The organism is Actinoallomurus spadix, from assembly GCF_024055725.1.
Lineage (GTDB): Bacteria > Actinomycetota > Actinomycetes > Streptosporangiales > Streptosporangiaceae > Actinoallomurus > Actinoallomurus spadix.
Genome location: NZ_JAMXMX010000018.1, coordinates 79,654 through 105,103 on the forward strand (window position 1 = coordinate 79,654; position 25,450 = coordinate 105,103).

At 72.0% G+C, this 25,450-nt stretch carries 20 protein-coding genes; 12 read left to right on the top strand and 8 right to left on the bottom strand.

What is annotated here, in order from left to right; genetic code table 11:
* The first annotated feature begins 2 nt into the window (after nt 1-2).
* Together NE235_RS25025 and NE235_RS25030 are read left to right on the top strand one after the other, a co-directional pair.
* Nucleotides 3-947 (top strand): aldo/keto reductase, encoded by a 945-nt coding sequence (locus NE235_RS25025; protein ID WP_252807107.1) that lies wholly within the window; start codon nt 3-5, stop codon nt 945-947.
* Complete coding sequence (locus NE235_RS25030; RefSeq protein ID WP_252807109.1) at nt 944-1,807, top strand: amidohydrolase family protein; 864 nt, start codon at nt 944-946, stop codon at nt 1,805-1,807. The genes NE235_RS25025 and NE235_RS25030 overlap by 4 nt, the downstream gene beginning before the upstream one ends.
* 40 nt (nt 1,808-1,847) lie before the next feature.
* Here the strand turns inward: NE235_RS25030 and NE235_RS25035 are convergent, their stop codons facing one another.
* Nucleotides 1,848-2,786, bottom strand: coding sequence for an SDR family oxidoreductase (locus NE235_RS25035; RefSeq protein WP_252807111.1), 939 nt, complete (start codon nt 2,784-2,786; stop codon nt 1,848-1,850).
* 392 nt (nt 2,787-3,178) lie between these two features.
* Here NE235_RS25035 and NE235_RS25040 point away from each other — a divergent pair, with 392 nt between their 5' ends.
* A complete protein-coding gene (locus NE235_RS25040) occupies nt 3,179-3,886 on the top strand; it encodes a DUF433 domain-containing protein (RefSeq protein ID WP_252807242.1) in 708 nt (235 codons plus the stop codon).
* Nucleotides 3,861-4,274, top strand: a complete 414-nt coding sequence (locus NE235_RS25045) for a PIN-like domain-containing protein (RefSeq protein ID WP_252807114.1) — start codon at nt 3,861-3,863, stop codon at nt 4,272-4,274. Before NE235_RS25040 ends, NE235_RS25045 begins: the two co-directional genes overlap by 26 nt.
* Nucleotides 4,275-4,312: 38 nt before the next feature.
* On the opposite strand, the gene NE235_RS25050 is transcribed toward NE235_RS25045, so the two are convergent.
* The gene (locus tag NE235_RS25050) at nt 4,313-6,376 is read right to left on the bottom strand and encodes a cellulose binding domain-containing protein (protein ID WP_252807116.1); all 2,064 of its coding nucleotides are present in this window, start codon (nt 6,374-6,376) and stop codon (nt 4,313-4,315) included.
* A 370-nt stretch (nt 6,377-6,746) separates the two neighbouring features.
* Here NE235_RS25050 and NE235_RS25055 point away from each other — a divergent pair, with 370 nt between their 5' ends.
* The 4 genes from NE235_RS25055 (at nt 6,747) to NE235_RS25070 (ending at nt 11,484) form a co-directional block, all read left to right on the top strand.
* Entirely contained in the window at nt 6,747-8,045 is a 1,299-nt protein-coding gene (locus tag NE235_RS25055) for an extracellular catalytic domain type 1 short-chain-length polyhydroxyalkanoate depolymerase (RefSeq protein ID WP_252807118.1), read from the top strand.
* 483 nt (nt 8,046-8,528) lie between these two features.
* Nucleotides 8,529-9,281, top strand: coding sequence for a C39 family peptidase (locus NE235_RS25060; protein ID WP_252807120.1), 753 nt, complete (start codon nt 8,529-8,531; stop codon nt 9,279-9,281).
* A gap of 132 nt (nt 9,282-9,413) precedes the next feature.
* Nucleotides 9,414-10,082 carry a GOLPH3/VPS74 family protein gene (locus NE235_RS25065; RefSeq protein ID WP_252807121.1) on the top strand — a complete coding sequence of 223 codons (669 nt, stop codon included), beginning with the start codon at nt 9,414-9,416 and terminating at the stop codon, nt 10,080-10,082.
* Between the two features lie 205 nt (nt 10,083-10,287).
* Nucleotides 10,288-11,484 (top strand): TIGR02679 family protein, encoded by a 1,197-nt coding sequence (locus NE235_RS25070; protein WP_252807123.1) that lies wholly within the window; start codon nt 10,288-10,290, stop codon nt 11,482-11,484.
* A gap of 162 nt (nt 11,485-11,646) precedes the next feature.
* Here NE235_RS25070 and NE235_RS25075 read toward each other — a convergent pair whose 3' ends face one another.
* Both NE235_RS25075 and lysX read right to left on the bottom strand, forming a co-directional pair.
* Nucleotides 11,647-12,309 carry a hypothetical protein gene (locus NE235_RS25075; RefSeq protein WP_252807125.1) on the bottom strand — a complete coding sequence of 221 codons (663 nt, stop codon included), beginning with the start codon at nt 12,307-12,309 and terminating at the stop codon, nt 11,647-11,649.
* A gap of 61 nt (nt 12,310-12,370) precedes the next feature.
* Complete coding sequence (lysX, locus tag NE235_RS25080; RefSeq protein ID WP_252807128.1) at nt 12,371-15,631, bottom strand: bifunctional lysylphosphatidylglycerol synthetase/lysine--tRNA ligase LysX; 3,261 nt, start codon at nt 15,629-15,631, stop codon at nt 12,371-12,373.
* A 100-nt stretch (nt 15,632-15,731) separates the two neighbouring features.
* Between lysX and NE235_RS25085 the strand changes: the two genes are divergently transcribed.
* From NE235_RS25085 to NE235_RS25095, 3 genes are all read left to right on the top strand, one after another.
* Complete coding sequence (locus NE235_RS25085) at nt 15,732-16,856, top strand: serine/threonine-protein kinase (protein ID WP_252807130.1); 1,125 nt, start codon at nt 15,732-15,734, stop codon at nt 16,854-16,856.
* A 52-nt stretch (nt 16,857-16,908) separates the two neighbouring features.
* Nucleotides 16,909-18,843 (top strand): serine/threonine-protein kinase, encoded by a 1,935-nt coding sequence (locus NE235_RS25090; RefSeq protein ID WP_289849166.1) that lies wholly within the window; start codon nt 16,909-16,911, stop codon nt 18,841-18,843.
* Between the two features lie 110 nt (nt 18,844-18,953).
* Entirely contained in the window at nt 18,954-19,385 is a 432-nt protein-coding gene (locus NE235_RS25095; RefSeq protein WP_252807134.1) for an ATP-binding protein, read from the top strand.
* Nucleotides 19,386-19,455: 70 nt separating this feature from the next.
* Here the strand turns inward: NE235_RS25095 and NE235_RS25100 are convergent, their stop codons facing one another.
* Nucleotides 19,456-20,121 (bottom strand): response regulator, encoded by a 666-nt coding sequence (locus tag NE235_RS25100; RefSeq protein ID WP_252807136.1) that lies wholly within the window; start codon nt 20,119-20,121, stop codon nt 19,456-19,458.
* Nucleotides 20,118-21,341 carry a sensor histidine kinase gene (locus tag NE235_RS25105; protein WP_252807138.1) on the bottom strand — a complete coding sequence of 408 codons (1,224 nt, stop codon included), beginning with the start codon at nt 21,339-21,341 and terminating at the stop codon, nt 20,118-20,120. The genes NE235_RS25100 and NE235_RS25105 overlap by 4 nt, the downstream gene beginning before the upstream one ends.
* A gap of 308 nt (nt 21,342-21,649) precedes the next feature.
* Between NE235_RS25105 and NE235_RS25110 the strand changes: the two genes are divergently transcribed.
* Nucleotides 21,650-22,798 carry an alpha/beta hydrolase gene (locus NE235_RS25110; protein WP_252807140.1) on the top strand — a complete coding sequence of 383 codons (1,149 nt, stop codon included), beginning with the start codon at nt 21,650-21,652 and terminating at the stop codon, nt 22,796-22,798.
* 172 nt (nt 22,799-22,970) lie between these two features.
* On the opposite strand, the gene NE235_RS25115 is transcribed toward NE235_RS25110, so the two are convergent.
* Both NE235_RS25115 and NE235_RS25120 read right to left on the bottom strand, forming a co-directional pair.
* Entirely contained in the window at nt 22,971-24,362 is a 1,392-nt protein-coding gene (locus tag NE235_RS25115) for a cytochrome P450 (protein ID WP_252807142.1), read from the bottom strand.
* 233 nt (nt 24,363-24,595) lie between these two features.
* The gene (locus tag NE235_RS25120) at nt 24,596-25,372 is read right to left on the bottom strand and encodes a DeoR/GlpR family DNA-binding transcription regulator (RefSeq protein WP_252807143.1); all 777 of its coding nucleotides are present in this window, start codon (nt 25,370-25,372) and stop codon (nt 24,596-24,598) included.
* Nucleotides 25,373-25,450 lie beyond the last annotated feature (78 nt).

Below are 25,450 nucleotides of genomic sequence, written 5' to 3' on the forward strand. Positions count from 1 at the left end.
TGATGGAACGCCGCAGACTCGGATCCTCCCCGGTCGAGGTGACGACGCTGTCGTTCGGTGGCGCGGCGATCGGCGGGCTGTTCGCCCCGGTCTCCGACGCCGATGCCACCGCGGCCGTACGCCGCGCCCGGGAGCGGGGCATCGGGTACTTCGACACCGCGCCGCACTACGGCGCCGGCCGCGGGGAACGCCGCATGGGCGCCGCCCTGACCGCCGCGTCCGCAGGCGCCGCGCCCGCCGCCGCGTACGTGCTGTCGACCAAGGTCGGGCGGATCATCGTTCCCCTCGGACCCGGGGAGCCGCCCGAGGAGGAGGGCTTCGCCGACCCGCCGCCGTACAAGCGGGTGTGGGACTGGAGCGCCGACGGCATCCGCCGGTCCCTGGAGGAGTCCCTGGAACGCCTCGGCGCCGACCACGTGGACGTCGTCTACCTGCACGACCCGGACGGCCACGAGGAAGAGGTGTACGCGACGGCGTACCCGGCGCTGGCCGCGCTGCGCGACGAGGGCGTGGTCGGCGCGATCGGCGCGGGGATGAACCAGACCCCCATGCTGACGCGGTTCGTCGAACGCCTCGACCTGGACGTCGTGCTGTGCGCCGGCCGGTACACGCTCCTCGACCGGTCGGCGGAGGAGGACCTGTTCCCCGCGTGCGTCCGGCGCGGCACCTCGGTCGTCGCCGGCGGCGTGTTCAACTCCGGGCTGCTGGCCGGCGGCACCACGTACGACTACGCGCCGGCCCCGCCGGAGCTGCTGGAACGCGTCGCCCGGCTGGAACGGATCTGCGCCGGGCACGGCGTGCCGCTGCGCGCGGCGGCGCTGCGGTTCCCGCTGCGGCACCCGGTGGTGGCGAGCGTTCTGGTCGGCTGCCGCAGCGCGGCGGAGGTCGACGACAACTGCGACCTGTTCGAGCTGGACATCCCCGAGGCGCTCTGGGAGGAGCTGTGAGCACGCTCGTCGACGCCCACCATCACCTGTGGGACACCGGCGTCCGCGACTACTCCTGGATGGACGGCCCGTGGGCCGATCCCCTCCAGGGCCGGTTCGACGCGGCCCGTTACACGGAGCTGACCCGGCCGTACGGCGTGCGGGACTCGATCGCCGTGCAGGCGCTGCAGGACGTCGGCGAGACGTACGACCTGCTGGCCGTCGCGGCCGACCCGGTCGAGCTCGAGCACGGCGACGAGCCGGGTCCGATCGCGGGTGTGGTCGGCTGGGTGGACCTGACCGCGCCCGACGTCGCGGACCGGATCGCCGAGGTGCGGGAGAGCCCGGCGGGCGGGCTGCTCGTCGGTATCCGGCACCTCGCCCAGGACGAGCCGGACCCCGCGTGGCTGCTGCGGCCGGAGGTCACGCGCGGCATCGCGGCCGTCGGGGCCGCCGGCCTGGTGTACGACGTGCTGATCCGGCCGCCGCAGGCCACGGCCGCCCTGGAGCTCGTGCGCCGGCTGCCGGAGGTGTCCTTCGTCCTCGACCACGCTGGGAAGCCCGACATCGCCGGCGGCGCCTGGGAGCCGTGGGCGGGCTGGATCACCTCGCTGGCCGCGCTGCCCAACGTGACAGTCAAACTGTCCGGCCTCCTCACCGAGGCGGCACCCGAGTGGAAACCGGCCGACATCCTGCCGTACGCCCGTCATGTGCTGGACTCCTTCGGCGCGGACCGCGTGATGTACGGCTCCGACTGGCCGGTCTGCACGCTCGCCGCGTCGTACGGGCAGGTCCTCGACCTGGCGCGGGAGGCGGTGCCGGCCGGGGACCGGGACGCGGTGTTCGGCGGAACGGCCCGCCGCGTGTACGGGCTGAGTTGAGGTCCTCATCCGCCCTGCCCCGTGAGACGTGCGGTGGGGTTCACACGGGGAAGCGCACGCCGACCAGCCGCTCGGAGGCCTCCCAGATCCTGCGGGCGTCGTCCAGGTCGCGCAGCGGAGCCCATAGCTCCTGCTGCGCGGGAGCGCCGCCGAGACCGCCCGGTCCCTTGGGGCCGTAGAACCGGCCGCCCCGCGCGTCCGGGCCGGTCGCGGCCAGCAGCGCGGGCAGGGCGGCGGTGTCGACGGTGCCGACGATGATGCCCAGGCGAGAGAGCACCCGGATCACGCGGACCGCGCCGGTGTCCTTCTGCCGCCCCATGCCGGGCTGCGCGGACAGCAGGTTCGTGGGGGAGATGCCGGGGTGGCAGAGATTGCTGGTGATACCCCACCCGTTCGCCTTGCTGCGCGCCTCGAGCTCGCGGGCGAACAGGCCGATCGCGATCTTGGACTGGCTGTAGGCCTTCCGCGCGTCGTAGCCGCGCTCCCAGTTCAGGTCGTCCCAGTTGATCGCGCCGCTGTGCGCGGCGATGCTCGTCTGGTGCGTGATCCGGGCCCTGCCCTCACGGAGCAGCGGCAGCAGGCCTAGGGTGAGCGCGAAGTGACCGAGGTGGTTGGTGCCGAACTGCAGCTCGAATCCGTCCTTGGTGACCTGGTGGCTGGGCGGTGTCATCACACCGGCGTTGTTGATGAGGATGTCGATCGGGCGGCCTTCACTCACGAGCCGGTCCGTGAGCGCGGCCACCGAGTCGAGCGAGGCCAGATCGAGGGCGCGGGTAGTGATCTTCGCACCCGGGACGAGGCCGCGAATGCGGCCGGCCGCGCTCTCGCCCTTGGCCGGGGTGCGGACCGGCATGATCACCTCGGCGCCCGCCGCGGCGAGGCGGGTGGCGATGACGAAGCCGATGCCGTCGCTCGCGCCGGTGATGACGGCGAGCCTCCCGGACAGGTCGGGGACGGCGAGGCCGATGGTGCGAGGCATGAGCGGTCTCCTTCTTCCCGCGGCGAGATCCGCTGCGGGTCGGCGTGTGCGTCCATGCTCGAACCTCGCCGGCCGCGGATTCAGGGCCCGGTCATCCACGGATCGCCGATCCCCTGTTGGGAACCGGAGCGAGTAGCCGGCGGGTCCCACCGGCCGGTACCAACGGAAAGTGGTTGCGCTGACACCGTTCGTCGTGGATGCTCGGTCCATGCATCAGAGTCATGACGCGGCATGCCGCGCCTGTCGGTGTCGATCGCGGGGCTGACATGGCAGGCGTTCTCGGAGACGGTCGGCGTGGTGGGGATCGCGCCGGGACGGTGGCGTCGTTGCTTCCCCCGTCTGTCAGGATGCTTCATCCTGGAAAGCCGAGGCCGGAGGTGACAGGCTTGGCGGTGGATCGATTCTCCACTCCGCTTTACGGGATCGCCGAGGCGGCGGATTACCTGGCGGTTCCTGCGTCGACGTTCACAACCTGGGCCTTCGGCTACGAGCGCAGGAGGCCCGGTGGGGCTCTTGTCAGCGTGCGGCCTGTGATCACTGCGGTTCGGCCGGCCCGGCGAAAGGACCCGGCGGTCCCGTTCGTCGGGCTGGCCGAAGCGTACGCGCTGGCGGCCTTCCGGCACGCCGGTGTTCCTCTTCAGCGGATCAGGCCGGCCATCGACGCGCTCAAGCGAGAGCTCGGCTTGGAACACGCCTTGGCCAGTCGGCAACTGTTCACCGACGGAGCCGAGGTTCTTTACGACTACGCCGAACACGCGGCAGATACCCCTGGGGGCATCTCGGCCAGAGAGCTCGTGGTGGTCCGCAACAACCAGCGAGTCTTCGCCGAGGTCGTCGAAGAGTACCTACGCCGCGTTGAGTTCGCCGACGATGGGTATGCCCAGATGATCAGGCTTCCGCAGTATCGCGTCGCGGATGTTCTCATCGATGCGGAACACGCCTTTGGCAGGCCGCGATTCGCGCACGGCGGTGCGAAATTGGAAGATGTGCTCGATCTCTTCCAGGCAGGTGAGCCAATCCAGGCGGTCGCCGAAGAATTCGGGCTGACCCAGGTCGAAGTCGAGGACGCCCTGCGTGTCGCAACACGAGCAGCCGCTTAAGTTCTTCGTCGACCGGAGTCTGGGCCGCGTCGCCGTGCCCCGGTTACTCCGAGTCGCCGGTTGGAACATCATCACGCTCGCCGAGCACTATGGCGTGCCCCAAGACGAGCAGGTCGCCGACGTTGAGTGGATCGAACAAACCGCCAAGCTCGGCTGGCCCGTCCTGATGAAGGACAAGAAGATCCGTTACCGTCGCGCAGAGATCGACGCGGTCAGTGAGCATCAGGCGCGGTGCTATGTCATCAGCCGCGGTGATCTCACTTCTGCGGAGTATGCGGAGCGTTTCATCAGGAACCGAGAAGCGATATTCAGGACGGCATCAATGGCAGGGCCGTTCATCTACGCCGTACACCTCGATCGCCTTGAGCCCTTGTACCCGAGAACCTGACGGGCATCATCACCGAAATCGGTTTCGGTGACTTTTGATCACTCGGTGGTGGTGCAGACCTCGCCGTTGAGGCGGAACACGCCCGGCGGGATGTTCGGGCCGGTGTAGGCGCCGACGAAGCCGATGCTCACGGTGGCGCCGGCGGCCAGTCGCCCGTTCGTGTCGAGGCTGGTGGCCTTGACGTCCCGGCCGTCCTGGGTCCAGGTGGCGTTCCAGCCGCTGCCGACCTGCTGGCGGCCGGTCGGCCAGGTGAAGGTGAGGGTCCAGCCGTCGAGCGGGTCGGGGCCGTTGTCGGTGACGTCGACCCCGGCGACGTAGCCGCTGGCCCAGTCGTTCTGGTCGGTGAAGCGGACGGTGCACGCACTGGTCGCCGGACTGCCGGTGGTGAACGTCAGCGGCGGCGAGGCCCAGGACACCTTCCCGGCGGTGTCGCGGGCCAGCACGTTCACCGTGTACCGGGTGCCGGGGTCGAGGTTGCGAACCGTCATCGACGTGCCGGCGGTCTCGCCGAGTTCCTCGCTGGTGGTGCCGTTCTGCCGGTACACCTCGTATTTGGCGATCGGGTGCGTTCCCGCGGCGGCCGCCGGCCAGGAGATCGTCGCGGTCCGGTCGGTGACCGCCGAGGCGGTCGGCAGGCCGGGCGCCGCAGGCGCTCCGGCGGGCTCGCCCGCCGGGTGCAGGACGAGCGTGGTCAGCGAGTACGGCGGCAGGGTCTGGCTCGTCGCGCTGCCGGTCCGGGCCGAGTGCACGGCCGTGTCGCCGTTCCCGAACGAGAAGACGGTGGGCGTCGTGGCGGCGGGGGTGTAGCCGGCGTAGTCGATGCTCACCGGGTGGGCGTTGTCGGGGTCCTTGTTCACCAGGAGGACCGCGAGGTCGCCGTTCGGGCGGCGGGCGGCGTGCGCGGTGACCAGGGCCTGGTCGGTGCCGGCCCGGACGAACCGGTCGCCGGGGCGGGCGAAGTCGTTCATCATGGCCAGGCCGTGGTAGGGGGCGAAGGGCGTGTTGAGCGGCGGTTCACAGGTCGCGCCGTCGGAGGTGCAGGTGCCGCTGGACAGCATGCCGAAGTCGCCGTAGTCGGTCTGGCCGGCCACCGTCGAGATCGTGCCGATGCCGTTGTGGACGTCCCACCAGTCGACGGTGAAGACGCCGTTCGCGAGCAGCCCGCTGTACGCGTCGGCGAGGAACAGCGCGCCCGGCTGGGTGTCCTCGCCCACGCCCACGTTCGTCTCGGTGAGGCTGATGCCGATGCGGTCGGACCCGGCACCGGCGTACCGGGCGATCTGCCGCCGCAGCAGGTAGACGGCGTCGTCGATCTGCTCCGGCTTGGCCAGGGCCTCGCCCGCCGTACCGCCGCCCGGGTACCAGTGCACGTCCACGAAGTCGATCTTCGGTCCGGCGATGGAGAGCACGGTCTGGTTCCAGTTGGCCGCGTCGCCGTCGGCGACCACCGCGTCCGGCCAGTTCGCCGGCATGGTGAGCACGGCGCCGACCTTGATCGTGGGGTCGGCCGCCTTCATCGCGTCGGCGTACGCGACGACGCCCTGGGCGTACGCCGCCGGGCTCTTGTCGGCGTGGTCGTCGGCCTCCCAGCCGGAGCCGTAGTGGCCGTTGCCGTAGTTCTCGTTGCCGATCGTCCAGTACTTCGCGGCGTACCCCTTGGTCACGTTGGCGTACCGGACCCAGTCGGCCGCCTCCCCGGGCGTCCCGGTGCCGTAGTTCGCGATGATCATCGGCTGCGCGCCGACCCGCCGTACGGAGGCCATGAAGGTGTCGAAGTCGGTGTTCGGGGCGACGTATCCGCCGGGCGCGGTGTGCGTCTTCCAGTGGTAGATGTCGCCGTACGAGCCGCCCGGGTACCGGATCATCCGGACGCCGGCCGTCTTGAGCCGGTCCGACACGGCGGTGGTGCCGAGTTCGGCGTCCCAGATCGCGTCGTTCACGCCGAGCCCGGTGCCGGGCATGGCCGCCAGCCCCGCGCGGGCGTTCACGGTGACCTTCACCGGTGTAACCGCCGCACTCGGGCCGGCCGACGCGAGCCCGGCCGGGGAGAGAGCCGCGACGAACGCGGTCAGCGTCGCGGCGACGGCAGGACGTAGGCGCATCCTCATCGGAGTCCAATCACCGGTGATCAAGGTCGCCTCATGCTGAGATCGCGCCCCAGGACTGTCAACGGAGCCCGCCCGTACCCGGAGAACGATCGGACCGGATGCCACCGCGGAGCGGGGAGTCCGGCCTGGTCCGGGCACCGGAGGCCACCGGTGGGTCCCGCCCCGGTGCGCCGGGTCCGGTCCGCCCGGCGTGAAACTTTCGCGCGGGCCCCCAGGTCGGGGCCGCCTCCTCATCCGTGACGTTGACCCATCCGGCGAACGGTTCTTACCGTTTCGACCCGTCCGGCATACCGAACGGATTTCTGAACACCGCACGGTGCTGTCCCACCCAGCCCACGCATCGGGAGGAGGAGCCACGGCGGCCATGAAGCTGAAGACGAGAGGTCTGGCGACACTGCTCGCCGCCCTGCTGGCCGCGGCCGGTGGGCTGGTGTCCATGCACAAGGCGTCGGCGGCGTCGCTCGTCGAGGTGACGAACTTCGGCAACAACCCGACGAACCTACGGATGTACGAGTACGTGCCGAACTCCGTGGCGGCGCACCCGGCGATCCTCGTCGTCTCGCACTACTGCACCGGCTCTGGCCCGGCGATGTACTCGGGCCGCCCGGAGTTCCCCCGGCTCGCGGACAGGTACGGCTTCATCATCGTCTACCCCTCGGCCACCCGCAGCGGCTCCTGCTTCGACGTGTCGACGGCCGGCGCGCTCAAGCACAACGGCACCAGCGACCCGGCCGGCATCATGTCGATGGTCCAGTGGGAGGAGCAGCACCGGAACGCCGACGCGAGCCGGGTGTACGCCACGGGCGAGTCCTCCGGCGCGATGATGACCAACGTGCTGCTCGGCGACTATCCCGACGTCTTCAAGGCCGGGGCGGCCTTCGCCGGGGTTCCGTTCGCCTGCTTCGCCACCACCGACGGCTCGATGTGGAACAGCGCCTGCGCGAACGGCCAGATCAGCAAGACGCCGCAGCAGTGGGGCGACCTGGTTCGCGCCGCCTACCCCGGCTACACCGGCCCCCGCCCGCGTATGGAGGTCTGGCACGGTACGGCGGACTCCACGCTGAACTACAACAACTTCGGCGAGGAGATCAAGGAGTGGACCAACGTGCTCGGTGTCGGCCAGACGCCGAGCTCCACCGACCACCCGCAGTCCTCGTGGACCCGCACCCGGTACGGAGGGACGGGAACCACCGCGCCGGTCGAGGGGATCAGCGTCCAGGGCGCCGGTCACGGCGTCTACCAGACCGGGATGGGCGAGCTCGCCCTGCGGTTCATGGGCCTCATCGCTGACGGTTCGACGCCGACCCCGACTCCCACCCCCACGCCGACCCCGCCGGGCGAGTCGGGGCCCTGCGCGGTCAGTGACACGGTGAGCGCCTGGAACACCGGCCTGACCGAGAGCATCACCATCAAGAACACCGGCAGCGCGGCGATCAACGGCTGGTCCCTCGCCTTCACCCTCCACGGCGGCCAGACGATCACCTCCGGCTGGAACGCCGCCTTCACCGGTTCGAGCGGCCAGGTGACGGCGACCAACGTCTCCTACAACGGCTCCCTGGCACCGGGCGCGTCGACCAGCTTCGGCTTCCAGGCGAACCACACCGGGAACGCCGCCGCCCCGTCGGCCTTCACCCTGAACGGAACCGCCTGCACGGTCTCCTGACGGAGACCCCGAGAACGGCTGATCCCTGGCGCCCGCCGAGCGGAGAGATAGGGCGGACGCCAGGGATCAGCACTGCCGCCTCCCCGGCACCTCCCGCCGGCCCTGTTCAGCCGCAGAGCGTGACCGTGTCCGCTCCCGGGCTGCGGGCACCAGACCGAGCAGCCAGGGCAGGGACGTACCGAGGCACTCCGCGAGTGTGGACGCCGTGGTCGCGTCCGGACCCGCGCCACCAGGCCGGGCGAGGCCGGGTCACATGCCCTGAGGCTAATTGTCGGCTGCGACACTTCCCGGCGGCCGAGGCGGGCGCGGCAGCGGGCCGTGATCACCGTGCTCAGCCTTCGTCTCCGTCCTCGATAGGGGTCCGGTGGGCGATGGGGCGGTGGTCATGGCGGCGATTGAACCTTCAGTCCCTATCGGGCCGGAATACCGGGTGAAACGATCACCGGAGTTTCAGCCCCATCCCCCCTCTCCCCGGGAGAAGACGTGGCGCGTACTCCTCTTCGTGTCGCCTCCGTACTGGTCACGGCCGGTGCCGTGGCGGCCGGCCCGTCGGTCGCCTCCGCCGCTCCGCGAACTCCGGCCCCTGCCTTCACGCAGGCGGCGCCGGCGGCGGCGCCCGCCGCTTCGGAGGTCGTCGAGAACGGCCATCACTACAAGCTGCTCGCGGAGCCGCCGGCGGACGTCACCGCGGCGGCCCACTACTGGAAGTCCATGTCCATCAAGGGCCAGAAGCAGAAGAAGAGCAACTGGTGCGGCCCGGCCGCCGCCGCCTCGGCGCTGACGTATCAGACGGGCGTCAAGGTCACGTCGAGCACCCAGAGCTACCTGGCGAAGAAGATGGGCACCGACAAGGTCGGCTTCACCTCGCCCATCGCGATGGGCCGGGAGATGACCAACTACATCAACAAGGCGTGGAAGCGTAAGGGCACCAAGTACAAGGCGTACCGCAGCATCACCAACCCGAACCTCTGGGACGGGGTGCGCGGCGCCTACGCCTACGGTGAGGGACCGGTCGTCATCACCGTCTATTCCAGGAAGAGCTGGTACCCGAAGGCGCCGAAGGCCATGGCCCACTACGTGGTGATCTACGGCTTCGACGACACCACGAGCTGGAACCAGTCGACCTACCTGATCTGGGACCCCGCGCACGGCAAGCGCACGCTGAAGGCGACCCAGTGGCAGAAGATCGCCTACGCGGGCCGGTTCGTCGTCGCGTGGAGCGGCCTGCCGTTCTGACCCGAGACCGGCGAGCGGGGTGCGGACCGGTCCGTCTCCCCGCTCGCCTCGCCGGGCGGGCGGGGCCCGGCACGGGAACCCCGGGGAGGGCGGCGGCGTCGGAGAGGGCATCGAGCCATGAGGGGTGGATGAATGCTGACACTGGCCGATGAACTCCTCCTGCTGGCGCTCCGGGAGCAGGACGGCGTCGCGATGATCGGGTCCGCCGAGCTGGACTGCGGTGTGGCGGGTGCGCTGCTGGCGGAGCTCGCCCTGGCCGAACGCGTACGACTCGCCGACGGGCGCATCGCCGTGGCCGACGCGTCGCCGACCGGCGATCCCGACCTCGATGCGCTCCTGGCGCGGATCGCGGCGGACGGCAGGCCCCGCAAGGCCGAGCACTGGGTGAACAAGAGCCGCCGGGACGAGGTACGGAAGCGGCGCCTGGCCCGGCTCGTGGCGATGGGCGTCCTGGAGGAGCGCGAGCGCCGGGTGCTCTTCGTCAAGCGCACGAACTACCCGGAGCGGGATCCGCGGCCCGAGCAGGAGCTGCGCGCCCGGCTCCGGGCGGTGCTGGGCGGCGCTCCGGCCGACGTACGGTCCAGCGCCCTGCTCGCGATCGTCCACGCCTGCCGCCTCGACCGCAAGGCGTTCCCGGACGTCGACGGCAAGGTCCTGCGGGCCCGCGTCAAGGAGATCACCGAGGAGCAGTGGGCCGGCCGGGCGGTCGCGAAGGTCATCGCGTCGATCCAGGCCGCCGTGATGGCCTCGATATCCGCCGCGGTGATCGCGTCGACCACGAGCGCCGCGACCGGCGGCTGAGGCGCTCCGGCCCGCCATCTCCGACGACGGCACTGACGGTACTGACGGTACTGGCGGCACGCGACACGACGGCTCGCGACGGCGCCGGCGTGTTCGGCGAGACCGGCGGCCGGGTCACCGACGGCACGGGCCGGGCCGGCGGCGCCGATGACGGCGGCGAGGCCGGAGACGCCCGCCGGGCGCCCGTCCGGGGCAGACTGATTCCGTGGGGACGCTCGACGAGCTGCGGGAGGCGGAGTGGCGGCGGCTGCTGGCCGCGGCCCGCCGCCGGCTGACGACGACCGGCGGGGAACCGGTCGGGGTCATCGCGCTCACCGATCCCTCCGCTGACGAACGGCGGCTCGTCGCCCGGATCACCGATTCCCCTCCGAACGGGCCGCTGGCACGGCGGCTGACCGTTGCCATGAGCGACCTCGACCGCATGCTGCGCCGCACGTACGGCACCGGTCTGCTGGCCGCGCTCGCGTGGATCGACGCGCCGCGGCCGCCGGAGGGCATGGCCGCGGCGCTGCGGGCCGCGCTGGGTGGGCGGCACGCCGGCGAGGGGTGGTATTCGGCGTGGCTCGGGGGGCTCTCGCGGGACGGGACCGCCGCCCGGCTCGTACGGCAGGGGCGGGGCGGGCTCTTCGCGCAGGCCGCCGCCGTGCTCGACCGGCTGCCCGCCGAGGACCTGCCGCTCCCGGTGCTCGCGGAGTGGGCGACGGGTGACGCGACGGCGCTGTACGCCACTCCGCTGTCCGACCTGGTACTACGGGCGCTGCGGCTCTGGCAGGGGGCGTCGCAGCCGTCCGACCGGGCGGCCGAGCACAGGATCTGGAACGACGCGGGCGTCCTCGTCGACGACCTGACGAGCCAGGTCCTGGTCCTCAACCTGCGCGTGGCCGAGGATCACGCGGTCGCCCGGTGGCTGGGGGAGGCGGCGGCCGCGGGGCTGCCGTTCCGGGCCACGCTGCAGCAGCTGATGAGCGGTCCGCTGACGCCGCGGGCGGGGGAGGTCTTCGTCTGCCAGAGTCCGGCGGTGGTCCGCGCGGCGGCCGCCCGGCTGGGTCCGGAATGCGCCGCGCTGGTGTGCACGGAGGGCCGGGCGTCCGTGGCCTGTCGCCGGCTTCTCAGCGCGGCGGCGGCCGCCGGGGCCCGGATCCGGTGGCACGGCGACTTCGACTGGGCGGCGCTGCGCATGACGGCCGCGGCCGTGCACCGGTATGCCGCGCTGCCCTGGCGCATGGGCGCCGAGGACTATCTGGAGGCCGTGCGGGTGGCCCGCGATCCGCTGCGTGGCGCGCGCGCCGCCACGCCCTGGGACGAGCGCCTCGCGGTCGAGATGGTCAGGGAGGGGTGCGCGGTCCGGGAGGACCGTCTCGTGCCCGTGCTGCTCGAAGACCTGCCGGCCGGCGCCGCCTGACCCGCTCCGGCGCGGGGGATTGGGACCGGAGTCCCGGTTCGGATGGGGACCGCAGGATCTAGTGCGGTCGGCCCGAAATCCACATTCTTGTCACAGGGTCTCCGGCTACGGCTGGAACTGAGAGGGCCGCGCCGGTCCGGCGGCGCGGCCCTCTCACACATCTCAGCCCTCGTCGAGGGAGCCGTCCCAGGCCCACGCCAGGGCGCGGGGCAGGCCCCAGTGCCCGAGCGGCGTGAGGCGCCGGTGCTCGTCCAGGGCGCCGACGGCCTCCCAGACGGGGACGATCAGCTCGAATCCCTGCTCGACCGGTTCGCGGTCGTCCGGGTCGTAGGAGCCTTCGATCTCGGGGCAGCGGTCCGCGTACGAGAACAGGTCCGAGGGGTGGGCCCGTGCGCCGACGCCGGCCCGGGCCAGGCCGATCACCGCACCCGCCCAGTCCGCGTGCTGGAGGGTCATCAGCGCGCTCTCCTCGTGGGTGCCGAGGCCCGACTCGCCGTTCATGGCGATCAGTGCTCCGGCGGCCTGGGTCCACAGGATCTCGTCGTCCGCGGGCGGCCCCCCGCGCCAGCCGGCGGCCGTGGCCAGGTGGCGGTGGGGCCAGTCCTTCAGACCACGGCGGATGCCCTCGGCGGCCCGGCGCAGCTGCTCGGCGGGAACGGCGGTGGCCACGACCTCGGGCAGTGCCTCTCGTAGGATCTCCACCGCCGCACGGTCGGCCTCCTGCCACTCTCGCAGGAACTCGTCCGCGTCGAATTCGAGGAGGTCGTCGTACCCCTCCACCTCGCTCGTCGGGAGCCGTGTGACGTTGTCGTCCTTGTCGCTCACGACACCGACTGTATAGGCGTTCGCGAGGGCTGATCGCCGGTTGCGGAAGTCGCCGCCCTCGTCAGGACCCCGGCCGGAGCAGCGGGAAGGGGATGGTCTCGCGGATGTTGCGGCCGGTCAGCGTGATGAGCAGCCGGTCGACGCCCATGCCGAGGCCGCCGGAGGGCGGCATGCCGTACTCCAGGGCCCGCAGGAAGTCCTCGTCCAGGTCCATGGCCTCCGGGTCGCCGCCGGCGGCCAGCAGCGACTGCTCGGTGAGGTTGCGGCGCTGGACGATCGGGTCGATGAGCTCGGAGTACGCCGTGCCGAGCTCCAGGCCGAAGACGATGAGGTCCCACTTCTCGGCGAGCCGCGGGTCGTCGCGGTGCGGGCGGGTGAGGGGCGAGGTGGCGGCCGGGTAGTCGCGGACGAAGGTCGGCGCCTGCAGCGTGTGCTCCACCAGCGCCTCGAACAGCTCCTGGACGAGCTTGCCCTGTTCCCACGACGGGTCGTACGCGAGGCCGACCCGGTCGGCGTGCTTCTGCACCGTGCGCAGCGAGGTTCCCGGTGTGACCTGCTCGCCGAGCGCCTCGGACACCGAGCCGTACACGGTGATCTCGCGCCACGGCTCGCCGAAGTCGTATTCGACGCCGTCACGGACGACGACGGTCGTTCCGGTCGCCGCGCGGGCCGCGTCGGTGACGAGTTCGCGGGTCAGCACCGCCATCGTGTCGTAGTCGCCGTACGGTTCGTACGCCTCCAGCATCGTGAACTCGGGGTTGTGTCGGGGGGACACGCCCTCGTTGCGGAAGTTGCGGTTCAGCTCGAAGACCTTGCCGGCGCCGCCGACGAGCAGCCGCTTGAGGTACAGCTCGGGCGCGATCCGCAGGAAGAGGTCCATGTTGTAGGCGTTCATCCGGGTGGTGAACGGCCTCGCGGCCGCGCCGCCGTGCACCGGCTGCAGCATCGGCGTCTCGACTTCGAGGAAGCCCTCCCGGCGCAGGCGGTCGCGCAGGGCCGTGACGACGTCGCCGCGCATGCGGAGCATGCGCCGGCTGTCGTCGTTGACGATCAGGTCGACGTACCGCTGCCGTACCCGGGTCTCGTCGGACAGGGTCTTGCCGGGCGCGTTGAAGCCGCTGGGGAGGGGGCGCAGGCACTTGGCGGTGAGGGTCCAGGCGGAGGCCAGCACCGACAGCTCGCCCGTGCGGGAGGTGACGACCTCCCCGCGCACTCCGACCTGGTCACCGAGGTCGATCAGCTGCTTCCACGCCCGCAGGGCCTCGGCATCGAGGACGTCCGCGGCGAGCATCACCTGCAGGTCGCCGGTCTCGTCGCGTAGCTGGGCGAAGATCAGCCTGCCGTGCTCGCGGGCGAGCATGACCCGGCCGGCGATCGCGACCTGCTCGCCCGTGTGCGCGTCGGGGGCCAGGCCGCCGAACCGTTCCCGGACCTCGGCCGCGGTGGCCGTGCGCGCGAAGCCGAGCGGGTAGGGCTCGATGCCGGCCTCGCGCAGCCGGTCGAGTTTGGCGTGGCGGACCCGTTCCTGCTCGGACAGGCGCCGCGTCGGCATGCGGGCGGCCTCCGCGGACGCCTCGATCGCCTTGATCCGCTCGACCAGCGCGAGAAACGGGGTCGGCGTGTCGAGGCGAGGGCCGAACGGCGTCGGCAGGAACCCCTCGGCGCGGGCCATGGCCAGGCCGATCCGGATGAGCTCGCGGTTCTGCTCGAAGCACACGAACCGCGGCGTCCAGACCGGGTTGTACTTGGCGTTCGCCAGGAAGAGCGACTCGAGCTGCCAGAACTTCGAGGCGAAGGACAGCAGGCGGTACGCCAGCCGGCTGACGGGCCCGGCGCCGATCGCCGAGCCGCGTTCGAACACCGAGCGCAGCATGGCGAAGTTCAGCGAGACGCGGGTGACGCCGATGACGGCGGCGTTCTCGGCGAGCTTGGCGACCATGAACTCGTTGAGGCCGTTCTCGGCGTCGCGGTCGCGGCGCATCAGGTCCAGGGAGAGGCCGGACCGCCCCCAGGGGACGAAGCTGAGCAGGCCGCGCCGCCGTCCCACGCCGTCGAACGCCTCGACCATCACGCAGCGCTCGTCGGTCGGGTCGCCGAGGCGGCCGAGTGCCATGGAGAACCCGCGCTCGGTGTGGCCGTCGCGCCACCGGTCGGCGTCGGCGATCAGCTCGGCCATCTCCTCGGGGCCGATCGCGCCGTGCCGGCGGATCCGTACGGTGTAACCGGCACGTTCCACGCGGCGGACGGCCTGGCGCACCTGCCGCATGTCGCGGCCCTCGAGGTTGAACTCCCGCAGGTCCAGGATCGCCTCGTCGCCGAGTTCGAGGGCGTCGAGCCCGCACCGGCCGTACGCGGCGGCGGCGCGCTCGCTGGCGCCGATCACGCCGGGGATCCAGGCGTGCGCGCGGCACTCGGCGAGCCACTCCTTGATCGCGGCGTCCCAGGCCTCCGGGTCGCCGAGCGGGTCGCCGGCGGCGAGGGAGACCGAGCCTTCGACGCGGTACGAGATGCCGGCCCGGCCGTTGGGGGAGAAGATGATGTCCTTGTCGCGGCGGAGCGCGAAGTAGCCCAGGGAGTCCTGGTCGCCCCACTCGGCGAGCAGGGAGCGCGCCGGGAGCTCCTCGTCGGGCGTGAGGACGGCGCGGCGCTGGCCGGGCCGGAACAGCGCCCACACGGTGACCACGAGCAGGCCGCTGCCGAGCACGCCGAGGATGCCGTCGACCCAGCCGGGGACGTCGACGTACAGCTCATCGCCGCTGATGCCCGCGCCGAGGAGCGTCTGCAGGCCGGCGTACACCAGGTGGGTCCACTCGGCGCCGCGCGGGTCGCGGTCGGTGAGGAAGACCAGGCTGGTGCCGATCACGCCGCCGACGACGAGCAGCCCGGTGAAGACCAGGAGGGCGAGGCGCCGGTTGGCGCGGTCCGGCAGGGCGGAGAACTGCCCGCGCGCGGCGACGAGGAGCACCACGATGCCGCCGAACGCGGCGGCCGTGGTGAGCTCGCCCCCGCCGCCTGAGGTACTGGCGAGTGCCCAGACGCCGAAGAACAGCAGGAAGAAGACCACGCTGATCCGCCAGGCGGCCTTCTTGCGCCGGCGGACGCCGACCGACAGCAGGATGAGCAGCAGGCCGTACGGGAGGCTGGAGTACCACCCGAAGTAGTTGATCGAGCGCAGCACCCAGATGCCGGACAGCCACTGGATGAGCCCGGACGACAACCACGCCAGAACGGACAAAACGCCAGAAACCCGGAGATACCAGAACAGAGCGGTGGGTACGGCCTCGATCACCCGCTGCCACGTCCGGGCCACCGTGGTCTTCATCGCACCCTCGTCGTCATGCCGCACATTCTTTCTTTGTACCGGGGATTAGGTGAGCGTCAGGCCAAATGAACGCTCCGCCTGTCGGTATCGTGCATGGACTATGCCGGAAAAACCCCTTCTTGCCCAGCGTTACCGCCTGCTCACCGAAGTAGGCCGTGGCGGCATGGGGACGGTCTGGCACGCCCGAGATGAAGCCCTCGGCCGCGACGTCGCCGTCAAAGAGGTGATCCTCCCGCACGGGTTCTCCGACGAAGAGCGGGAGATCCAGCACAAGCGGACCTTCCGCGAGGCGCGCACCGCCGCCCGGCTCAGTCATCCCGGCGTCGTCGCCGTCTTCGACGTCGTCGAAGAGGACGGCCGGCCCTGGATCGTGATGGAGCTGATCCGGGCCCGCTCCCTCGAGCAGATGATCAAACAGGACGGCCCGCTCTCGCCCAGGCGCGCCGCCGAGATCGGGCGGCAGATGCTGAGCGCCCTGATGACCGCGCACGAGGCGGGCATCCTGCACCGCGACGTCAAACCGAGCAACGTCCTGGTCATCGACGGGCGGTCGATCCGGGCCGTGCTGACCGACTTCGGCATCGCCCGGGCGCAGAGCGACGCGACGCTCACCCAGACCGGCATGCTGATCGGCTCTCCGGCCTACATCGCCCCCGAGCGAGCCAAGGGCCGTCAGGCGGTGCCCGCCTCCGACCTGTGGTCGCTCGGCGCGACGCTGTTCGCGGCCGTGGAGGGCAAGTCGCCCTTCGAGCGGACCGAGGCGATGGCGAGCCTGGTGGCCGTCCTCACCGAGGAGCCACCCCCGGCCCCGCACGCCGGGCCGCTGGCCCCCGTGATCGCCGGCCTGCTCCGCAAGGACCAGGAGACGCGGCTGACCGCGGCGGAGGCCGGGGTGATGCTCGACCGGATCCTCATGGACACCTCGGGCTCGACCCGGGTGCTGGAGACGGCCGGGGCCCAGGCCGCCGCGGCCACGCTGACGGACTCGGGCGACCCCGCGGGCATGCCGGTCACCGGCCAGGTCATGACTCCGGTGGATCCAGGTGAGACGGCGGCCGACGACCCGGCGGGCGGGCGCACCCCGGTCGACGGCGCCGGCCGCGGCGCGGCGGCGGCCGGGGACGCGCGGCCGGTCTGGCTCTCGGGACGGCACGGCAACCTGGCGATCGCGGTCGTCGTCGCCGTTATCGTGATCGGTCTGATCATCCTTACTCTCGTGCGGTGACTCGCCGCAAACGATGCCGATCCGTCGCTCCTGATCGGTATCGTCCCTAGCTATGCCACTGGGGGAGGGTTCCGTACTGGGCAGTCGTTACCGACTGCTCTCGCACATCGGGCGAGGAGGCATGGGCACCGTATGGCGGGCCCATGACGACCTCCTGGCGCGCGACGTCGCCGTCAAGGAGGTGCTCTTCCCACCCGGACTGAGCGACGACGAGCGCAAGGTGATGTACGAGCGCACGCTCCGCGAGGCGCGCTCGGCGGCCCGGCTGAACCACCCGGGGATCGTCACGGTGCACGACGTGGTCGAGGAGGACGGCCGTCCCTGCATCGTCATGGAGTTCGTCCAGGCACGGTCCCTGCAGGAGGTCATCGACGAGGAGGGCCGGCTCCCGCCGGCCCAGGTCGCCGAGATCGGCGCTCAGGTGCTCGCCGCCCTGCGCACGGCGCACGCCGCGGGCATCACCCACCGGGACGTCAAACCGGCCAACGTGCTGCTCGCCGGGGCGGCGGACGAACCGATCTCCCGCTCCACCCGCGTCGTCATCACCGACTTCGGCATCGCGACGATGGAGGGCGACTCGACGCTGACCCAGACCGGTCTGATCATGGGGTCGCCCGCCTACATCGCCCCCGAGCGGGCGCGCGGTGACAAGGCCTCACCCGCCTCCGACCTGTGGTCGCTCGGCGCGACCCTCTACGCCGCCGTGGAGGGACGGTCGCCGCACCACCGGAGCGAGGCGATGGCCGCGCTCGCCTCGGTGCTCTCGGAGGAGGCGCCGCCGCCCCGCCACGCCGGGCCGCTCGCGCCGGTGCTCATGGGCCTGCTCGACAAGGACCCGGCGCGGCGCCTGACGGCGGACCAGACCGCGGAGGGCCTGACCCGTGCCGCCCACGGCACCAGCCCGCTGCCCACCTCCGGTCCGGCGCCCGGCGACTCCCCGGCGGCGGGCAACGGGCCGGTGATGGGCACGGGGCCGGGGACGGGTCCCGGATCGGCGATGGGCACGGGGCGGGGCAACGGGCCGGGGATGGGCGGCGCCCCGGCGGCGGGCACCGGGCCGGGGGCGGGCAACGGCGCGGGGACCGGACCTGAGGGGCCGCCGGTCCCCTGGCGCCTCGCCGCCGACACCCCTCCGCCGCCGCGGCATCCCTCCGCCGCCATGGCGGACCCCCTGGCGGGCGGGCGGACCTACGACCCGGCCACGGCGCGGGACTTCGCCCCGACAGGCGTCGGCGGCCCGGATCCGGGCGGCCCGCCGGCCCCGGATCCCGCCGGGCCCTCGGGCCCCGCCTTCGCCCCCCAGGACGAGGCGTGGATGCGGGCCTACGACCGGGCCACGGCGCCCGTCGCGACCCGAACGCGCGTATCGCGGAGGAGGGCGGTGGCGATCACCCTGGCCGCCGTCATCGTCGCGGTCGCGATCGGCCTGGCGCTGCCGATCGATTACTCCGGCGGCGGCGAACGGACGCCGACGCCGTTCGACGCGGGAACGAAGCAGCCGTCCCCGTCGGCGAGCCGTTCGGTGAGCAAGACCCCGGCTCCGACCGTGCCGGCGGGGTACCACAAGGTCACCACCCAGGACGGGTCGACGCTCGTGGTCCCCAGGAAATGGCAGCACATGATCAACACCTCGCAGTCCGAGCTCTGGATCGACCAGGCCACGGGGAGCCGCGTCCAGGTGGACACGATCCCCTGGAAGACGTCCGACCCGGTGCAGCACTGGGTGCAGTGGGGCCGGAAGGCCCCGGACAACCTCCCGGGGTTCCAGTGGGTCGCCAGGCCGCATGCCGTGACGGAGCGCGGCTGGGAGGCGGGCGACGCCGAGTACAGCTGGACCGCGGGCAGCCACGGGACGCTGTACGCCATCGACCGGGGCTTCACCGTGGGTCGGACGCAGTACTCCATCATGGCCGCCGACGGCAGCGGGAAGACGGCCCGCACCTACTTCGACGAGGTGTTCAGGTCCTTCCAGCCGGGAGCCCGGTGACGCGCACCCGGCGACCGGCCGCCATTTCTCTCACAATGAGTAATCGATCACCACTCTCTGTCACGATGTAAGGCGCAGGTGAGGCGAGAGACCTCGTGAAGGGAGTTCCCGTGCATACGACTGTGCGGGCGGCCTATCCGGCGGACCGCACCGCCGTGGCGCAGGCGCGCCGGTTCGTCCGGGACGCGCTCACGGCGTGGGGAGCCGAGGACGCGCTCGACGACGCGGTGCTGCTGACGAGCGAACTGGCGACCAACGCCGTCACACACGCCGGAACCCCGTTCGAGGTGGTCTGCCGCGTGGACGACCGCTCCGTGCAGGTGGAGGTGGTGGACCACGACCCGGCACGGCTGCTCCCCGCACCCCGCGAGGCGGACGACCTCAGCGTCAGCGGCCGCGGGCTGCTGATGCCCATGCTGCTCGCCGCGGCCTGGGGCGTGACCTACGCCGCCGGATCAAAGACCGTCTGGTTCCGCCTGGCCACCCGGTCGGCGGCGGGCTGGGCGCCGGCGCCCTGCGGGTGCGCCACGCCGGTGGGGTGACCGCGCGTCCGGCGGGCGCGCCTCGCCGCCGCGGTGACCGGGCTCGCGCCGGCCGTCCTCGACGCCGGTCCTACTGCAGCCATCCGGGTTTGACCAGGCCGGTCTCGTACGCCATCACGACGAGCTGGGCGCGGTCGCGGGCGTGCAGCTTCACCATCGTCCGGCTCACGTGGGTCTTGGCGGTCGCGGGGCTGACGACCAGGCGCCGGGCGATCTCCTCGTTCGACAACCCCTCCGCCACCAGTGCCATGACCTCGCGCTCCCGGTCGGTCAGGCCGCGGAGCTCCGCGGCGGACCGGGGCTTCCTGGCCTTCGCGGCGAACTCCGCGATGAGGCGGCGGGTCACGCTCGGCGACAGCAGCGCGTCGCCGGAGGCGACCTCCCGTACGCCCCTGATCAGATCGGTCGGCTCGGTGTCCTTGACGAGGAAGCCGCTGGCGCCGCCGCGGATCGCCTCGAAGACGTACTCGTCGAGCTCGAACGTCGTGAGGATGACGACACGGGTACCCGCCAGCCGGTCGTCGCCCACGATCTCGCGGGTCGCGGCCAGGCCGTCCAGGACCGGCATCCGGATGTCCATCAGCACGACGTCGGGTCGTTCCCGCCGGGCCAGGCGCACGGCCTCGGCGCCGTCTCCGGCCTCGGCGACGACCTCGACGTCGGGCTGCGCGTCGAGCAGTGCCCGGAACCCCGCCCGTACCAGTGCCTGGTCGTCGGCGAGCAGTACGCGGATCAATCGTGCTCCTCGTCACCGGCGGGTGCCCCCGCCGCGTCCTGAGCGGGGATCCCCGCCCTCGTCTCGTCCACGGGCACCGGAAGGGTCGCGTGTACCCGGAAACCGCCGGCGCCCGGCCGCGGCCCCGCCACGATCTCACCACCGAGGGCGGTGACGCGTTCGCGCATCCCGGGGATGCCGTCGCCTCCGCCGGGCAGGTCCCCGGGCGCGCCGCGCCCGTCGTCCTCGACCTCCAGCGCGAGCTCGCCCGCGCCGTACGCGACACGCACGGTGGCGGTGACGCCCGGCCCGGCGTGCCGCGTCACGTTCGTCAGACCCTCCTGGAGGATGCGGAACGCCGCCAGGTCGATCCCGGCGGGCAGTGGGTACGGCCGCCCGGTCACGCTGGTCCGGACGGTGATGCCCGCCGCCCGCGCGCGGGAGACCAGGTCGTCGAGGCGGCCCAGGCCGGCGGTGGGCGCGCGGGGCGCGTCCTCGTCCACCTGCCGCAGTACGCCGAGCACGGAGCGGACCTCGGCCAGCGCCTCCTTGCTCGCCTCCTTGATGGCGGCCAGGGCCGTCCGCGCCTGTTCGGGGCGTTCGTCCATGAGGTGCAGGGCCACCCCCGCCTGCACGTTGATCATCGAGATGTTGTGCGCCAGGACGTCGTGCAGTTCGCGCGCGATGCGGAGCCGTTCCTCACTGGCCCGCCGGCGCTCCTCCTCCGCGCGGGTACGGCGCGCCTCGGCCGCGCGTTCGCTGCGGATGCGCACCAGTTCGGCGCCGGTCAGCACGAGCAGCAGCCAGGCCAGGCCGATCAGGGCGTGCCCGGACGTCCAGACGCGCGGCCGGAACGGCCCGAACGGCGTCAGTTCGCCCAGCACGGTGAGCACGGCGAACCCGGTGCCCGTGACGGCCCAGGTGGCGATGCGGCGCCCGGCGCCCACCGCCGCCACGACGGCGACGACCATGCTCAGGAAGACCGGCCCGGCGACGTACCCGCGGAGGAGGTAGCAGCCGGTCACGGCGAACACGACCGCGAGCGCGGCGACCGGGAGACGCCGCCGCGCGAGCAGGGCGACCGGCCCGGCGATGAGCAGCGCGTAGGCGAGCGTGTCCAGGTGCCGGGCCTGGTAGCGCACGTGGAGGTCGGCGCCGGTCGAGCTCATCACCTGGACGAGGCCGATGATCGGCGGAACGGCCCATACCGGCAGCGCACCGGGCCGCCATCGCGTACTCACAGCTGGACTCTAGGATGCGACCGCGCGGCGGGCATCCGGTCGCGGTCGGCATCGGGCGTACGCCCCGGGGAGTATCCGTGCCGCTGACCTGAGGTTTACCGGCCGATAGCCCACACGTCCGGATACTGGCCTGGCCTGACTGATTTGCGGCTTCTGGGCAACTTTTCCGGTGGCGCAGGCATCTTGTATAGGGAAGCGCGCGTTCCCGGATACCGTAGTCGGCTGAGCCCGGCATTGAGCCATGCTGAGAGCTCGATGAGTTTCGGGCGCGTTCCGTCGGCGAGCGTGCCGGATCTGAGAGGACACCAGTGGGACTGACGAGCGGGGGCTTCTTCGGTTTTCTGATCGTGGTGGCCGTGGCGGTGACGGCCGTCATCATCTGGTGGTGGCCGAAGTTCGCCGGATCCGGCATCGGGGCGTTCCTCGCCCGGATCGGGCTGTTCCTGACCGCGCAGGTCGCGCTGATCGCGGTGCTGCTCGCCGGGGTGAACAACTACTTCCTGTTCTACGCCTCCTGGTCCGACCTGTTCGGCACCAACAACCAGGGCGTGAACGTGCAGCTGAACAACAACAGCAGCGGCCCGAGCGAGCCCCAGGGAACCGGGCGGCCCCTGGCCCGCCAGGTGACGACCATCGGCCAGAAGAAGAAGGGCGCCCCCGCCAAGGACGGCCAGATCGAGCAGGTCGAGATCCGCGGCGAGCGCACGGGGCTCACCACCCAGGCGTACGTCTACCTGCCTCCGCAGTACTTCCAGAAGAAGTTCGACAAGCGCCACTTCCCGGTGATGTTCGACTTCACGGGCTTCCCCGGCGTCCCCGAGCAGCTCATCACCCGGCTGAACGTTCCGGCCACCGCCGCCAAGGAGATGAACGCCGGCCGGGTGCAGCCGATGGTCATCGTGATGCTGCGCCCGACGCCCACCTCGCTCATGCCGAGGGACACCGAGTGCACGGACGTTCCGGGCGGCCCGCAGGTGCTGACCTTCTACTCCCAGGACCTGCCCGAACGCCTCGCGTCCACCTATCGCGTCGCGAACGGCTACCGGAGCTGGGGCGTGATGGGCGACTCGACCGGCGGATACTGCGCGGTCAAGCTCGCCATGACGCACTCCGACCGGTTCACCGCGGCGGTCTCGATGGCCGGCTACTTCTACCCGCGGCAGGACTGGCAGACCGGCGACCTGTACGGCGGCAGCAAGCAGGTCAAGACGGACAACAGCCTGATCTGGCGGCTGCAGCATCTGCCGCCGCCCCCGATCTCCGTGCTCGTCACGACCAGCCCGGACGGCGAGAAGGACTACGGCGAGGCGCGGAAGTTCCTCCAGCTCGCCGCGGCCCCCATGGCCACGGACAAGATCCTCGTCCCGGGCGGCGGCCACAACCCGCACACCTGGAAGCGGGTCACGCCGAGCGCCCTGCAGTGGTTGAGCGCTCACCTCGCCCACGAAGGCCCCTGATCGCGGCGTCCTGCGCGGCGCGTCGCGCACGCCTCGGGCGGGTGCGGGCCTCCGCCTCGGGCGGGTGCGGGCTTACTCCTCGGCCGGGCGGGTGCGGGCCTCCGCCTCGGGCGGGTGCTGGCTTACTCCTCGGCCGGGCGGGTGCGGGCCTCCGCCTCGGACGGGTGCTGGCTTACTCCTCGGCCGGGCGGGCGCGGGGCTGCCAGCGGATCGGCAGGTGCGTGATGCCGTTGTGGACGTTCGACCGCAGCCGCCGGGCCTCGCTGGCCGGTTCGATCGCCTCGAACCGGTCGAGGACGGCCGCGAACATCGCGCGCATCTGCATCCGGACCAGGTGCGCGCCCAGGCAGGCGCGTGGCCCGCGGCCGAGCGCGACATGGTCGTTCGGCGCGCGTCCGACGTCGAACCGCGCGGGCTCCTCGAAGACCGGCTCGTCGCGGTTGGCGGAGGCGAGCCAGACGACGAGCCGCTCACCCTTGCGGACCGGCACGTTGCCGACGACGGTGTCGGTGGCGGCCGTACGCGCGACGCGGATGACCGGGGACCACCAGCGCAGCATCTCCTCGACCGCGGTGTCGAGGAGGTCCGGGTCGGCGCGCAGCCGCGCGGCCTCGGCGGGATTCTTCAGCAGGGCGAGCATCCCGCCGGACAGCCCGCCGCGGACGGTGTCGTCCGCCGCCGCCGCGAACATCCGGAAGAGGTTCTCGAACTCCTCCGCCGGGACCGGGGCGTTCTTGCCGCCGGACTGGTGCACGAGGACGGTCATGAGGTCCTCGCCGGGGTGCCGCCGTTTGTACTCGGCGAGCTCATCGGCGTAGAGGCGCAGGTCGGGCAGCTCTTCTTCGGTCTCCGCGCCGGGCCTGTCCGGTGCGGCCGGCTCCGCGTCGGCCCTGTCGCGCACGGCCGTCTCCGGGTCGAGCGGGCCGCGCGGCCGCGCGGCGACCGCGTGGTGGGCCATCTCGGTGCAGGCGGCCGGATCGGTCGTGGGCTCGGGGGAGTATCCGACCGGGTACCCGGCGACGGGACGGCCGGTGACCCGGTCGGACCAGTCGGACAGCAGCCACCGGTCGGAGTCGGGGATCCCGAGGAGGTCCGCGAGGCTCAGCAGGGGCAGCTCCGCCGCGATCTCGGTGGTGAAGTCCGCCTCGCCCTTCTCGGCCACCGCGTCCACCAGGGCGTACGCCCGGCGCTCGATCCGCTCGGCCAGGCCCGTGACGGTCCGCGCGCCGAAGGCCCTCGGCAGTCGCCGGCGGAGCCGGGAGCGCGTGGGTGGCTCCGTGGCGGGCCTGCTGCCCCGGCCGTGACCCGCGTCCTCGCCCGTGGACCCGCGTGCGGCGAAGAGCTTGGGGTTGTGCAGGACGTGGCACGCGTCGGCGTGCCGGAGCACCGCCCAGAACCCGGTGGAGGCCGGCTCATGGCAGGCCGGTCTCTGCTCGATCCACGCGACCGGCGTGGAGCCGCGCAGCCGCGCCAGCGCGTCGTAGGGTACGCCCCGGACGTACGTGTCGGCGCTGTAGATCAGGTCGGTATCGGAGACCGGCGTGGCGACTCGTCGTTGAGTCATGGATTCCCCTCCCGCGTCTAAGGACCGTATCTCGCGCGCCGCTCTGAGACCAAGGGCCGGTTCCGGCCGTCACGTCGATCCACGCGGATGGAGGTCCGGCGACGGCCTCGAGAGCGGGCGTCGACTCGCGCCTCAGTTATAGGAAGGTTTTTTCATGTGCTCGGGTCCGTGCAGGCCGGGCCGGTCGGCTCGTCCGCTCCTCCAGGTGACCCGCCACGCCCAGGAGCGACTCCTCAGGCGCCGACGACCTTGACGCCGGCCTCCTCGAAGGCGCGGGTGTCGGCGCTCGCGTCCGTGACGAGGATGTCGATCTCGCCGATCCCGCAGATCTTGGCGAAGGCGCGCTCGCCCAGCTTGGAACTGTCCGCCGCGACGACCACCCGCTCCGCGCGGACGGCCATCTGCCGGTTGATGTTCGCCTCGTCCTCGTTGTGGCAGGTGGCGCCGCGCTCCACGTCGAGGCCGCTGACGCCGAGGATCACCATGTCGAGTGTCACCTGGTCGAACACCCCGTTCGCGAGGGGCCCGACCAGCTCGTACGACTGCGGCAACGCCACCCCGCCGGTCAGCGCGATCTTCACGTGGGGCCGGACGACCAGCTCGTTGGCGATGTTCAGGGCGTTCGTGACGATCGTGATGGCGGGGGCGCCGTTCTCGGCGTGCAGGTCGGCGCGGGTGGCGAGGGCCCGCGCGACCTCGGTGGTGGTCGTGCCGCCGTTGACGCCGATCACCGCGCCCGGTTGTACGAGCTCGGCGGCGGCCGCCGCGATCCGCTGCTTCTCCGAGGCCTGCCGCGCGCTCTTGTAGCGCAGCGGCAGGTCGTAGGTCACGGTGTGGGCGACCGCGCCGCCGCGGGTGCGGGTCAGCATCTGCTGCTGTGCGAGCTGGTCGAAGTCGCGGCGGATCGTGGCCGTCGAGACGCCCAGCTCCGCGGCGGCCTCCTCGACGCTGAGCCGTCCGCGTCCCGCCAGTAGCGACAGCAGGTCGTTCCAGCGTTCATACCTGCTCACCCGCGCCTCCCTCCGCCAGTGCTCAGAGTGGTGGGCAGGGCGCAGGTCAACGATTAGACCACTTGCCACCTCTGAGCT

Excerpts from the sequence above, each read along its gene's own strand:
- NE235_RS25050 (WP_252807116.1), bottom strand. The coding sequence starts at position 6,376 with ATGCGCCTACGTCCTGCCGTCGCCGCGACGCTGACCGCGTTCGTCGCG.
- NE235_RS25065 (WP_252807121.1), top strand. The coding sequence starts at position 9,414 with ATGCTGACACTGGCCGATGAACTCCTCCTGCTGGCGCTCCGGGAGCAG.
- NE235_RS25085 (WP_252807130.1), top strand. The coding sequence starts at position 15,732 with ATGCCGGAAAAACCCCTTCTTGCCCAGCGTTACCGCCTGCTCACCGAA.
- NE235_RS25055 (WP_252807118.1), top strand. The coding sequence starts at position 6,747 with ATGAAGCTGAAGACGAGAGGTCTGGCGACACTGCTCGCCGCCCTGCTG.
- NE235_RS25115 (WP_252807142.1), bottom strand. The coding sequence starts at position 24,362 with ATGACTCAACGACGAGTCGCCACGCCGGTCTCCGATACCGACCTGATC.
- NE235_RS25025 (WP_252807107.1), top strand. The coding sequence starts at position 3 with ATGGAACGCCGCAGACTCGGATCCTCCCCGGTCGAGGTGACGACGCTG.
- NE235_RS25035 (WP_252807111.1), bottom strand. The coding sequence starts at position 2,786 with ATGCCTCGCACCATCGGCCTCGCCGTCCCCGACCTGTCCGGGAGGCTC.
- NE235_RS25090 (WP_289849166.1), top strand. The coding sequence starts at position 16,909 with ATGCCACTGGGGGAGGGTTCCGTACTGGGCAGTCGTTACCGACTGCTC.
- lysX (WP_252807128.1), bottom strand. The coding sequence starts at position 15,631 with ATGAAGACCACGGTGGCCCGGACGTGGCAGCGGGTGATCGAGGCCGTA.